The sequence below is a fragment of the Falsirhodobacter halotolerans genome (assembly GCF_022899245.1).
In the GTDB taxonomy this organism is placed as follows: domain Bacteria; phylum Pseudomonadota; class Alphaproteobacteria; order Rhodobacterales; family Rhodobacteraceae; genus Falsirhodobacter; species Falsirhodobacter halotolerans.
Genome location: NZ_JALJAZ010000001.1, coordinates 1,057,566 through 1,069,476, shown reverse-complemented (window position 1 = coordinate 1,069,476; position 11,911 = coordinate 1,057,566). Strand labels below are relative to the sequence as shown.

15 protein-coding genes are annotated in these 11,911 nt (G+C 63.1%); 2 read left to right on the top strand and 13 right to left on the bottom strand.

Going from position 1 to position 11,911, the window contains the following annotated elements:
* Positions 1 to 2: 2 nt before the first annotated feature.
* Together rpsR and rpsF are read right to left on the bottom strand one after the other, a co-directional pair.
* Positions 3 to 230 (bottom strand): 30S ribosomal protein S18, encoded by a 228-nt coding sequence (gene rpsR, locus MU449_RS05585; RefSeq protein ID WP_136682342.1) that lies wholly within the window; start codon positions 228 to 230, stop codon positions 3 to 5.
* A 17-nt stretch (positions 231 to 247) separates the two neighbouring features.
* A complete protein-coding gene (gene rpsF / locus MU449_RS05580) occupies positions 248 to 631 on the bottom strand; it encodes a 30S ribosomal protein S6 (RefSeq protein WP_244737010.1) in 384 nt (127 codons plus the stop codon).
* 190 nt (positions 632 to 821) lie between these two features.
* On the opposite strand from rpsF, the gene purB reads away from it, so the two are divergent.
* Both purB and MU449_RS05570 read left to right on the top strand, forming a co-directional pair.
* The gene (gene purB / locus MU449_RS05575) at positions 822 to 2,123 is read left to right on the top strand and encodes an adenylosuccinate lyase (protein WP_244737009.1); all 1,302 of its coding nucleotides are present in this window, start codon (positions 822 to 824) and stop codon (positions 2,121 to 2,123) included.
* A 40-nt stretch (positions 2,124 to 2,163) separates the two neighbouring features.
* On the top strand, positions 2,164 to 3,213 hold the full coding sequence (locus MU449_RS05570) for a flagellar motor switch protein FliG (protein ID WP_342345644.1): 1,050 nt from the start codon (positions 2,164 to 2,166) through the stop codon (positions 3,211 to 3,213).
* Here the strand turns inward: MU449_RS05570 and MU449_RS05565 are convergent.
* The 11 genes from MU449_RS05565 to MU449_RS05515 are packed head-to-tail and all read right to left on the bottom strand — an operon-like array spanning position 3,210 to position 11,846.
* Complete coding sequence (locus tag MU449_RS05565) at positions 3,210 to 7,064, bottom strand: baseplate multidomain protein megatron (protein WP_244737007.1); 3,855 nt, start codon at positions 7,062 to 7,064, stop codon at positions 3,210 to 3,212. The two genes, MU449_RS05570 and MU449_RS05565, sit on opposite strands and share 4 nt — an antisense overlap.
* 1 nt (position 7,065) lies before the next feature.
* Positions 7,066 to 7,491: an NlpC/P60 family protein gene (locus tag MU449_RS05560; RefSeq protein ID WP_244737006.1), complete on the bottom strand. Its 426-nt coding sequence runs from the start codon at positions 7,489 to 7,491 to the stop codon at positions 7,066 to 7,068.
* Positions 7,488 to 8,363: a DUF2163 domain-containing protein gene (locus MU449_RS05555; protein WP_244737005.1), complete on the bottom strand. Its 876-nt coding sequence runs from the start codon at positions 8,361 to 8,363 to the stop codon at positions 7,488 to 7,490. The genes MU449_RS05560 and MU449_RS05555 overlap by 4 nt, the downstream gene beginning before the upstream one ends.
* Positions 8,360 to 8,992 (bottom strand): DUF2460 domain-containing protein, encoded by a 633-nt coding sequence (locus tag MU449_RS05550; RefSeq protein WP_244738973.1) that lies wholly within the window; start codon positions 8,990 to 8,992, stop codon positions 8,360 to 8,362. The genes MU449_RS05555 and MU449_RS05550 overlap by 4 nt, the downstream gene beginning before the upstream one ends.
* Positions 8,992 to 9,645, bottom strand: coding sequence for a phage tail tape measure protein (locus MU449_RS05545; protein WP_244738972.1), 654 nt, complete (start codon positions 9,643 to 9,645; stop codon positions 8,992 to 8,994). Before MU449_RS05545 ends, MU449_RS05550 begins: the two co-directional genes overlap by 1 nt.
* A complete protein-coding gene (locus MU449_RS05540) occupies positions 9,632 to 9,832 on the bottom strand; it encodes a rcc01693 family protein (protein ID WP_244737004.1) in 201 nt (66 codons plus the stop codon). Before MU449_RS05540 ends, MU449_RS05545 begins: the two co-directional genes overlap by 14 nt.
* Positions 9,829 to 10,149 (bottom strand): gene transfer agent family protein, encoded by a 321-nt coding sequence (locus MU449_RS05535; RefSeq protein WP_244737003.1) that lies wholly within the window; start codon positions 10,147 to 10,149, stop codon positions 9,829 to 9,831. The genes MU449_RS05540 and MU449_RS05535 overlap by 4 nt, the downstream gene beginning before the upstream one ends.
* On the bottom strand, positions 10,146 to 10,559 hold the full coding sequence (locus tag MU449_RS05530; RefSeq protein WP_244737002.1) for a phage major tail protein, TP901-1 family: 414 nt from the start codon (positions 10,557 to 10,559) through the stop codon (positions 10,146 to 10,148). Before MU449_RS05530 ends, MU449_RS05535 begins: the two co-directional genes overlap by 4 nt.
* Complete coding sequence (locus MU449_RS05525; protein WP_244737001.1) at positions 10,559 to 10,960, bottom strand: DUF3168 domain-containing protein; 402 nt, start codon at positions 10,958 to 10,960, stop codon at positions 10,559 to 10,561. The genes MU449_RS05530 and MU449_RS05525 overlap by 1 nt, the downstream gene beginning before the upstream one ends.
* Complete coding sequence (locus MU449_RS05520) at positions 10,957 to 11,274, bottom strand: head-tail adaptor protein (RefSeq protein WP_244736999.1); 318 nt, start codon at positions 11,272 to 11,274, stop codon at positions 10,957 to 10,959. The genes MU449_RS05525 and MU449_RS05520 overlap by 4 nt, the downstream gene beginning before the upstream one ends.
* Positions 11,265 to 11,846 carry a head-tail connector protein gene (locus MU449_RS05515; RefSeq protein WP_244736998.1) on the bottom strand — a complete coding sequence of 194 codons (582 nt, stop codon included), beginning with the start codon at positions 11,844 to 11,846 and terminating at the stop codon, positions 11,265 to 11,267. The genes MU449_RS05520 and MU449_RS05515 overlap by 10 nt, the downstream gene beginning before the upstream one ends.
* Positions 11,847 to 11,911: the final 65 nt, after the last annotated feature.

Below are 11,911 nucleotides of genomic sequence, written 5' to 3'. Positions count from 1 at the left end.
CCTCACTTCACGGCGTAGGGCAGCAGCGCCAGAAACCGCGCGCGCTTGATGGCCGCGGCCAGTTTGCGCTGGTTCTTGGCCGAAACGGCGGTGATGCGCGACGGCACGATCTTGCCACGCTCGGAAATGTAGCGTTGCAGGGTGCGCGTGTCCTTGTAGTCGATCGCGGGTGCATTCTCGCCCCCGAACGGATCAACCTTGCGACGACGGAAAAACGGTTTGTTTGCCATGTGTCAGGTCCTTTCGATCAGCGACGGAAACCGCCACGGTCGCCGCGCGAATCGCGGTCCCCACGGCTTTCGCGTTCGTCACGCTTCTGCATCTGCACGGACGGGCCTTCGGCATGCTCATCGACCTTGATGGTCAGGATGCGCATCACGTCATCATGCAGGCGCATCAGACGTTCCATCTCCTGCACGGCGGCCGACGGCGCATCCGTGCGAAGGAACGCGTAGTGGCCCTTGCGGTTCTTGTTGATCTTGTAGGCCATCGTCTTGACGCCCCAGTACTCGTGTTCGACAACTTTACCGCCGTTGTCGGCCAGCACCGTGGAGAAATGTTCGATCAGCCCTTCGGCCTGCGCGTTGGACAGGTCCTGACGCGAGATGAAGACATGCTCGTAAAGCGGCATGTGCACTCCTGTTCAGGCGCATTTCATAGGACGGGCCAAATCTTCCGCCCCCGTCCACGAGAGGCTGCGCCGGTTTCGTGATTGCGGAAAGATGCGCCCTTATACACGACAAAGACCCACCTGCAAGTAAGTTGCCCTTCGCCCCCGCGCACAGTATCACGCACGCGAACCCGTCAGGAGAGGCCCGCCGATGATCCCCCGCTATTCCCGCCCCGACATGGTCGCCATCTGGTCGCCCGAGACGAAATTCCGCATCTGGTACGAGATCGAGGCCCATGCCTGCGACGCGCAGGCCGATCTGGGCGTGATCCCGCGCGCGAATGCCGACGCCGTCTGGCGCGCCAAGGATGTGCAGTTCGACGTGGCCCGCATCGATGAGATCGAGGCCGTGACGAAACATGACGTCATCGCCTTCCTGACCCATCTGGCCGAGCATGTGGGCGCGGACGATGCCCGTTTCGTCCATCAGGGCATGACGTCCTCGGACGTGCTGGACACCACGTTGAACGTGCAGTTGGTGCGCGCGTCGGATCTTCTTCTGGCTGGCATGGACCGCGTCCTGACGGCACTGAAGACCCGGGCGATGGAGCACAAGGACACCGTCCGCATCGGTCGCAGCCACGGAATTCACGCCGAACCCACGACGATGGGACTGACCTTCGCCCGTTTCTATGCCGAGATGGCGCGCGGACGCGATCGTCTGGTCGCCGCGCGGGAGGAAATCCGGACCGGCGCCATCTCCGGCGCCGTTGGCACCTTCGCAAACATCGACCCCGCGGTGGAGGAGCATGTCTGCGCCAAGATGGGCCTTTTGCCCGAGCCGATCTCGACCCAGGTCATCCCCCGCGACCGCCATGCGATGTTCTTCGCGACCCTCGGGGTCATCGCCTCCTCGATCGAAAACATCGCCATCGAGGTGCGCCACATGCAGCGGACCGAAGTGCTGGAGGCCGAGGAGTTTTTCTCGGCTGGCCAGAAGGGCTCTTCGGCAATGCCGCACAAGCGCAATCCCGTCCTGACGGAAAATCTGACCGGCCTTGCCCGTCTGGTCCGCATGGCGGTCATTCCCGCAATGGAAAACGTCGCCCTGTGGCACGAACGGGACATCAGCCATTCCTCCGTGGAACGTGCCATCGGGCCGGATGCGACCATCACGCTGGATTTCGCCCTTCACCGTTTGGCAGGCGTTGTCGAGAAGCTGGTCATCTATCCCGATAACATGCTGGCCAATATGAACAAGTTCCGCGGTCTGGTCATGAGCCAGCGCGTGCTGCTTGCCCTGACCCAAGCCGGTGTCAGCCGCGAAGACAGCTATCGTCTCGTGCAACGCAACGCGATGAAGGTCTGGGAGCAAGGCGCGGACTTCAAAACCGAACTGCTGGGCGATGCTGAGGTGACAGCCGCTCTTTCGCCCGCGGAAATCGAGGAGAAGTTCGACCTCGCCTACCACACCAAACATGTCGATACGATTTTTAAACGCGTTTTCGGCTAATTCTTTCTTAGGGAACGCGTGACATTCTGCCCCTCAACGAATGGGGGGCAGAATGTCTCAGGCCTTGGCGAGGATACAACCTGCGCAACGCGCGGTTCGCATTGTGCCGCAGTCACTGTCGCAGCCGCAAAAGGCTGCGATAATCGTGCGATTGTTGCTGTCCGAAGGCAGTCCAATCCCCGTCACGGCCCTTCCCGAAGACATGCAGGCCGATCTGACCCAGGAAATGGGACAGCTTCGCCTGATTGACCGAAACACCCTGCTTTCGGTGGTCGAAGAATTCCTTCTGGAGCTTGAGGGGGTGGGCCTTGCTTTCCCCGGCGGCATGGAAGGTGCGCTCAAGGCCATGGATGGCCATATATCGGACGAAGCCGCCAGCCGCCTGCGCCGGGCCGGAGCAGGTCCCGCCGATCCATGGGAACGGCTGAGTGCCCTTCCGCTCGATACCTTGGTCCATGTGCTGCAGGACGAATCGGTAGAGGTGGCGGCGATCGTCCTGTCGAAACTTCCGGTCACAAAGTCCGCGGAACTTTTGGGAAAACTCCCCGGCCCCCAGGCGCGCCGCGTGGCCTATGCCGTCTCCCAGACGGGGGATGTCGATCCGATGACCGTCCGTCGGATCGGACAAACCCTGTCGCACCAACTCGAAAGCGCCGCACCCCGGGCCTTCGCCGCCGGTCCGGGTGAACGGGTCGGTGCGATCCTGAATGTCTCGCCCAGTCAGACGCGAAACGACGTCCTTGCCGCACTCGATACCGAAGACGCCGTTTTCTCGGCCGAGGTGCGCAAGGCCATTTTCACCTTCGCCCACATCCCTGAACGGCTGGCCCCTGCCGATGTGCCAAGGATCATCCGCCCCCTCGATCCGCCGACACTTCTGACCGCGCTTTCCGCCGCCCCCGACACCGCCGAATTCATCTATGCCAACCTTTCTCAACGCATGGCGCAAACCCTGCGCGATGGGGTGGCCGAACGCGGTCCGCCACGGGACAAAGACGCCGAAGCCGCAATGAACGCCGTGGTGGAGGCCTTGCGCCAGATGGAGGCGGCGGGCGAAATCACGCTCCGCCGCCCAGGGGATGAGGATTAGGTGAGGGTCAGGCGGGCGAACGCGCCTGGCCCGAACCGGTCGGAAATCTGCGCCACCTCCACATGGTATGTTCCGGCGACCCCATCCGCCCCCTTCATCGCGGCGGTATAGGTCCATTCGGCCCCGCTTACCGTCACCTCCCGCCGAATCTGCCCGCCAACGGAAACACGGATCAGGTATTCTTCACGCGCTTCCCCCAATGGGACCTCATATGATTCCCAGCTGTCCCCGTCGATACGGGTCCGCCGCACCCATGTCAGGCGGACGTCCTTGTCGCCGGATCCCCGCAGATGGACAGGCGCGTAGGGACGCAATCCAACACCCGGAAACGCCAATACCTGATGTACGACAGATGGATCATCATATCCCCGTTGCGCCCCACCGATACGATAGTGACGGGCAAGACTGCGCGCACTCGGCGCCAGATCAATCTGTTGCACCGCATCGTTCAGAAGGACGACATAACTCCCTGCGGGCCAACCCTCGACCGGAATCGTGGCCTCGGTTCCCAACTGCCCGCGCAGGCGGCGACGAAGATCATACACCCCTTCCCCTGACAAGACCGCGTCCGCAAACTGGAACACCTCCCACCCGTCCGGGCTACCATCCCCGATGGCCATCGCATTCGCACCATTCAGCACCTGCAAGTCCGAAGCCGAGGCCAAGGTGCCCCCAAACATCCTCACCCGCAGGGGCGCGCCCATGTCCCATACACCCGTCGGTGCCGGAAGCAGCGGGTCTTCGGTCACGCCGATGACCGCCCCCCGCTCCACCAGGCGGTTCAGCGAGTAACCTGCGTCCTCCATCGCGCTCCACACGGCAACCGTTCCGGGCCAAGGCGTTGCCGTCACGGCAACATGCGGTGCATGTGCAACCTCAGTCCCCCGCAGCAGGGGCAGATCCAGAAAAAGGGGAAAGGTCGGCACCGGCGCCACAAACGCCCTCGGCACGACCCGCTCCTCAACGGCGTCGGACGGGACATGAACGTGCGGCTCAACCCGAACTGCATCCGCCAAAAGGCATTCCCCCCGTTCCATGCGATCAATTCGCCACAGGGCATCGTTCAGGCTTACCGTATCCCCTGCGCCTGCCTGAACCGACCACGGCAAGGCAAAGCGCGTCGTATTCCGTGCAATCCGCGCCTCGGCCAACCAGCGTTCCGCAATGCCCCGCGCCTCGGCCGCCGTCAGAACCATGTCCAGATCGCTCTGGGATATGGAATGGCTGACCTCATCCGGGAACACCGCTTCGACTTGCTGAACGGCATAATCCCCCTCGGCACCCACGAAACCAAGGCGGATATGCCCCGTCATCTCGGCCTCCGAAGCGCGCACGACGTCCACCGTTCCATCCAGCTCGGCCGTGATCGCCAAACGCTCAGGATTCAAGACGGCATTCGGCCCGCCCCCGCGCATACGAAAACACAGCGTCCCTTGCCGCTCGATCGCGTCAAATCCGTGCGCCAGCATCAGCGGCTGCAACGCCGCCCGCGCCGATCCCGTCTGCGCAATCGAATATCCCCGTACGATCCCAAACAGATCCGAAACATCAATCCGGCGCACACCCGCGCGGCGGCATATCTCTGCCACGACCGAAGCCAGAGGTTGCGACGACGCCCGCCCGTTCAGCCAATGCCCCCGAGGGTAGTTCTCCCCATCGCTCCAAAGATCGACCAGATTGGGAAAGGCCGGAAATGGCCGTGCATCCCAAGCCCAGACATGCGCCCGATCCATGTCGATCATACGCCCACCGTAGACTGGAGACGTCGGATTGTTGGTTCCATTCCCCCAATATCGGTTTACCGCGCGCAGATACTGCATCTGTATCAGATCGTCCCGCCGCCCATTGGACATGCGTGGAAGAACGGATTCCGACGATTTCGGATCCAGAAACTTGTTTGGCTCGTTCGTGCCGCGGTCGATGGCCGCGCATCCGTATTCCGTGAACCGGATCGGCTTGGACTGCGGCACCCATGCCGTGGGCTCGACCATTCGCGCGCCATCACGACGCTCGTGATGCGGCCGCGACCACCAGTTGCGAATGTCCTTATAACGGAAAACCCATGCCTCATCATGCGCCCCATCGGTGATGGGCAGCCGGTTCTGCGAAGCGATCCCTTCCGCACCATCATAATACCAGTCATACCCCTCCCCTCCGGCGACGTTCGAGGTAAGGTAATCAAGCGAATAAATGGACCCCCAGGCTGCATCGGCATGATCATCCCCATCCCGCCAGTCCGACAGCGGCATGTAGTTGTCGATCCCGACAAAGTCGATCGCGGGGTGCGCCCATAGCGGGTCGAGATGGAAATACACATCTCCATCCGCGTGATAGCCAAAATACTCCGACCAATCGGCGGCATAGCTGATTTTCGCGTCTGGCAGTATCTCCCTGACATCCGCCGCAAGACGGCACAGCGCCTCCACCGCCGGAAACGTGTCGCCCGCCCCCCGAATGGAGGTCAGACCGCGCATCTCCGATCCGATACAGAAGGCATCGACCCCTCCCGCCAGCGCACACAGATGTGCGTAGTGCAGGATGAAGCGGCGATAACGCCATTCGTCGGGACCGGAGTAACCGGCGCTGCCGTAATCCTCCCACTTCACGGTGCCAAAGAACGCCTCGACCTCCATACGGGCCGCATCGGTCCGGTCGGTCGTGCCATCGCGTCCGGGCGCTCGATCTGACGTGATCCGCCCGCGCCACGGCAGAACGGCCTGTCCCTCATCACCGCTCCAAGGATCAGGAAGCGTGTTGTCGGCCATCTGCTCCATCAGGATGAAGGGATAGAACATTACCTCCCGTCCCGAGGAACGAATAGCCCTTATCCCCTCGATCACCGATTGATCGCTCGGGGTTCCACCATACACCGGACGCCCCGCCGCCTGCGGAACCGTCTTCGCCGTGCGACGAGACACCCCGGCAACCCGCCACCGCATCGATCCGTCAACCTCCACCTGCTCGACCTTCGGCCGCACCTCGCAGGATGCCGCCCGAAGATCATTGCCGAACCAGGATACGACCATCGCAACCGATCCGGCCTTGGGCAGTTCAGCACCCAACAGGTCCAGAGACGTTTCCAGATCCGACTTGCCAGACGGGCTGTTGACGTTGACCGCCTCACTCACCCCCAAGCCATAGGTCTTCGTCACGCGGCTCGTGGCCAGCGCATATTCCCCCGTGCCCGGAATCATCGCCACCGCACGCACATCGGTCTGCAACGTATCGCCTTCGGCCGGACGCATGACCTCGAACGAAAATTGCGGGATACGGTTGCCAAATCGCGCCAGCCCCAGATCCTCCAGAACGACATAGGCCGTCCCGCGATAGGCCGGAGCCATACCCGCACCCTCGACCGCCTCGATCTTCGGATCGGCCAACTGGTCGGCGCGCCCGGTATACAGGCGCAGGTTCAGGTCCTCGGCCGGGATTTCGATCCCGTCCGCCCATATCCGGCCCAGACTTGCAATCTCGCCTTCGCACAACGCCACCGCAATACTGACCGAATAAGAATATTCCGTCACCTTCTGCGGTTTCGCGCCCTTTCCCCGCCCCGAGGTTGTCGTTCGATCCTCGCGAAACCTCGTGGCCCAGATGACCTGACCAGCCACCCGCGTCCGGCCGAACAGATAGGGGATCGGCGCGCCCTCGCCCGCCCCCATGATACGGTATCGCTCAAGCCGCCCCGTCTCAATGCGGTCCGACCCTCCCCCCAGAAGACGTTGGTCGATCACCTGCCCCAAGGTGGCACCGACCGCCCGCCCCAATACCGCGCCCGATAGACCCAGAAGGGTGCCGCCGAACCCGCCGCCAATGGCCGCGCCCGCACCTGCAAGCAGAAGTGTCGCCATGTCAGATCCTTTCCGGAAACGCAAAACACGCCGCAATCCGGCGCTTCCAAGGGGCAGAGAGCGGACTTTCGACCACCCCATGCCCGGTATATGCGTGAATGAAGCTCGCGGGGCCGCTGACGATCCCCAAATGCTTTGCAACCGCCCCATGCCGCATCCGAAACAGCAGAACGTTCCCGGCAATGGGACTCAAATCGGACGCAGGCGTCAACCAACGCTTCGCCGCCCGCATCAAAGCCTCATCGCCCGACGGCTCAGACCAATCCTCGGTATAGGGAGGCACCTCTTCGGGCTCCGGACCCATCACGCATCTCCAAACGCCCCGCAACAGACCAAGACAGTCCGTCCCTGCCCCGCGGACATCCGCCTGATGCACATATGGGGTGCCGATCCAGCGCCGCGCCTCGACGACAATCGCTTCCCTCACCGGAACAAGCTCCCACCGTCATTCTTTCCCGCAGATGTGGGATAGGCGGCCAGCCAGTCCTCTCCTGGAATGTGGGGAAAGCCTCGAAAGTTGACGAGGTTGTTGAACTTCAGCCGACAGGTGTCCGCACGCCGGTCACACCCGGCTTCCAGGCGCACGGCATCCCCTTCCCCAACGGCGGGACCAAGCGCCTCCCACAACTCGATAAGACGCCCCTCGCGCGTCAGACGATCATTCTTGATCAACCCGACGGCACCTGTTCCCACCCCGGACAACACCCGCAACCGCCCCCGCTCGAACCATCGGTCGTCAAACGCGACAAGGCCGCCGAAACGAAAGACCCGCCGGTCCTCAATCACCTCGACCGGCAGCTCAGCGGCAAACCCGGCCCGGCTCAGATCAAACCCACAGTCCATATCGCCCAGCACGGCAGAGCAGCCACGCTGGAACACGCGCCCCTGGGGCCGGTTCAGGGCTTCGGCAGGACCGCGAAGTTCCACCCGAAACACACCGTCCGAAAATGAAATGTCGCCAATCGAGCCCGAAAACTCCAGTTCACGTTCCACCACATCGGCCCAGTTCACCAGCCAGCACCGAACCCCGGCGCCGTCGAACTTGCCGATGCGAATGTCGGTCTCGCTGATACCCGCATCGCTCAACGCGCCCAGCGCTTCGGTATTGTCCACCGAAAGTCCCGTCGCCTGCTGCAAGGCCCGGGCGTTCAGGCCCGAATTGGCCCGAAAAGCGATACCGCCAAAACGCAGATCACGGTCATGATCGGTAAACCCCAAGACCTGCCCGTCCGATCGCGTAATCGCCCATGCGCGGCAGACCGTCGTCAAACCAGATGCAAGATGATCCCCAAGGCTCATAGGCGGACCTCCACCACGGGCACATCCGGAACATCCCCGGCCTGAAACGAGGAAACCGAGATGCGGATGGCATCCGTATCAAATCGGACCGGCACGTCGAACTCGAATCCGGCGCGCACTTCCGCACCTCGCGCCGGGGCCGTCTTGAACCGCACCACACCCGCCGTCGCGTCCACGGTGAATTCCACGCCCAGAGCCTTGGGATCGCCGGCCACCGAAACACGAACCGTTCCATCCACCGGCTTCACGACAGGCCGGACATAGCTCTGTTCGCCCGAGACATACGTCTTCATCAGCGAAAACTCCTGCCGCACCCCATCGCCAAAGCCCAGACCCTGATCCATGGCACCAGGAACCAAGGACGGTGCACAGGATTTGAAATCGGCCCAATCCTTCCAGCGAAATCCAAACAACTTCCCTCGCCGCGCCTCGAAGAACGAAATCAAAGCCTCGACATCGTCTAACGACCGCAACCCCACCCCCGCGTCGTAACGGCGTCGCGAATGGGCCCAAGGCGTGTTGCGTTCCTCGAACCCGTTGGCGAGCGTGACCACATCCGTGCGACGTTCCGGCCCGCCCACCGATCCGAACGACAGGTTTGCGGGAAAACGTATTTCATGAAACGACATCATCTGTTCCTCTGACCGCGCGACAAGGCCCGGCTCATCTGTGCGGCGATTTGCGCCTGACTGCGTTGAAATCCCTGCACATCCGGGCTGCTTACATTCATGACGATGTTCACAGGCCGCCCCCCGCCCTGCGCCTGAACGCCAAGACGTCCGTCCGCCCCACGGGTCAACGGCATGATCGCCTCAGGCCCTGCCTCACCCATCAGCCCTGTCGCGCCCCGCATCGGGAACGTGACAGGGGATGACACGACGCCCCCCTTCGCAAACGGCATCACGCGCCCTTGGGTAAACGCCCCGCCCTTAGCAAAGGGCATCGCCCCGCCCATAAGCGCACCCAGCCCGTTCGAAAGCAGCGATCCGATCGCGCCCTCCATGGGTTTCATCGCAGTCTTGTAAATCGCCTGGCTGATGGAGAGCCCCAGATTTCGCATCGAATCCGAAAGCCGCTCACCATCGAAAATCAGCCCGTCGAACGCCCGACGGACCCCACCGCCCACGTTGTTCGACAGCCGCTCGGCCTCACGTCCGGTAAAGGTCATCGTCTCACGCATCCGCGACAACTCTCCCTCGAATGTGCCAACCATCCCCGAGACGGACCCCAACGTGGTCTCAAGGGCGGTCACCTGACCCTCCAGCTCTTCAATCCCGTCCATCATCCACCCCCTTCACATCCGGAAACGCACGCGACAGTTCTTCCAGCCGCGCGCGATCAAGGGGCGGGGCCGCCCGCTCCGCCCCCAGCATGATCCGCAACTCCAACGGCGTCAGGCTCCAGAACACTGCCGGCTCAAGACGCAGATGAAGCAACCCGGCCCGCATCAGCCCCGCCCAGTCGATCATGTCGCCTCAAAGGGGGCAAACGCGCGCGCCAGCAACCGCGCCGCAATCCGCGCGGCTTCTCCAGCCCCGCCGCCGATCTCCAACGTCATCAGATCCGACGCCGTCCCGCGCCAACCGCCCCCACGCAACCCCGCCACGACAACGGCAAGAACATCCCGCGTGGTGAACGCGCCCTCCTCGAACCGCTGGATCATCGACACGAGGCTGTCCGCCTGCATCGCCGCTTCCAGTTCCGCCAACGCCCCGAGTGTCAGCTTCGCCACACGCCGCTCCCCATCAAGGATCAGCGCGACCTCACCCGCCCAAGGGTTCATCACAGTGCCGTAAACGATAGCGCCCCGGCCGAGGCGAGCGTCATCTCATACGTCGCCTCCCCGTTATGGCTGCCCGCATACTCGACGGCCGTGATCATGAACGCCCCCTCCACCACACCGAAATCGGGAATGATCACCTGAAACAACGGCGTCTGATTATCGAAAAAAATCTGCCGCGCCCGCTCATCCGTCGCCGCATCGCGAAACACCCCCGATCCGGAGATCGAGGCCGACTTCACCCCCGCCCCGCCCAGCAACTCGCGCCATCCGCCCTGGCTCTCAAGGCTGGTGACATCCACCGTTTCCGCATTGAAACTGATACGGGTGGCACGCAGCCCTGCCGCCGTCTCGAACTGACCGTCCCCGGTCATATCCAGCTTGATCAGCAGATCCCTGCCATTCTGAACCGCCATCACACATCCCCCATCTGATTATCTTCAACCCGGACGCGGAAGGTCAGGTCGATCCGTCGCGCCCGCCCCGCGTTCAAGCGGCGCGCTTGGGCGCGATCGAACCAAACCCCGACCACCCGCCCCCGCTCCAATTCCAAAGGTCGCACCAACGCGTCGCCAACCTGACCGGCCACCGCCTTCGCCTCCTGAAATCCCGAGGCATCCGACAGCACGCTGATCACCAGGCGAAACTCTGCGCCCCGTCCCGTGACGTCCGATCGGTCCCGCACATCCTCCGGTCCGATCAGAACCCAGGTTCCACCCCGCGCCTCATCCGTCGCATCCAGAACCGGCACCCGTAGAGCTTCCGTCAGGCGGGCATAAATCGCCGCCTGCAATGGGGCCGAAATGGCATAACTCATGCCCGCTCCTCCGCATAACAGGTCAGATACCGCGCATCCCGCTCAGTCACGGCCAGAATGGAAAACACACGCTCCCCCTCTCGAAACCGCTGGCCGGCCACGGGCCGCGATGGTGCTCCGAAGGGCGCCGCCCGCACGGTGATCTTCAAAGACACCGCCGGTGCCACGGTCTCGACCCCGGCCACCTCGCGCGCAGACCCCGCGCGCACATCGGCCCAAACCCGACCCAAAGTGCGCCAGCCCGTCCGCACGCCTCCTGCACCATCCGATTCCCGCGATTCCTCCTGCAACTCCAGAACCCGGCTCAGACGCATGCCGCTCCCCCCATCACACGCATCAGACGCCACCGGTCGATCAGGGCCGCGACATGCATCGGCAGGGCCGACGGACGCGATCCAACCTCGGTCCGGGCCTCGTAATACTCCGCCGCCAACAACATCACCGCCTGTTGCAGATCATGCGGCACGTCGCTCCACTCGCCAAATCCCGCCTCGAACACGATCTCCGCCTGCTCACCCGCCGGAATGGCCGGGAACCCGCCCCGCACATCCACCATCGGACGGTGCATATCGGCCAGAAGTCGAAGTCGCGTGTCCAGAACCTCACGCCCCGCCACGGTCACCGACAAAACCTTCGTCACTGGGGCCATCGGCAAGGCCTGCGGGCCGTATCCCCGCCACCGCCCCAACGTCAGACGAAACCGCCGGGCCAGAAGCGCCTTGCCGATCCGCCCTTCCAAAGTTGCGATGGCCGCCCGCACATAAGTCTCGATCAAACGGTCCTGCATCCCGTCATCGGAGAACCCGGTTCCCAGACGCAGATGTTCCGTCATCGCACCCACGGGCAACGCGGCGGTGGCGACAGGGGTATCCTCGGTCAGATACATCGCTACTCCTTCCAAACTTGCGAAAAGATGGACACCACGGGCGCGCGCACCCTGCGGAGGGAGAA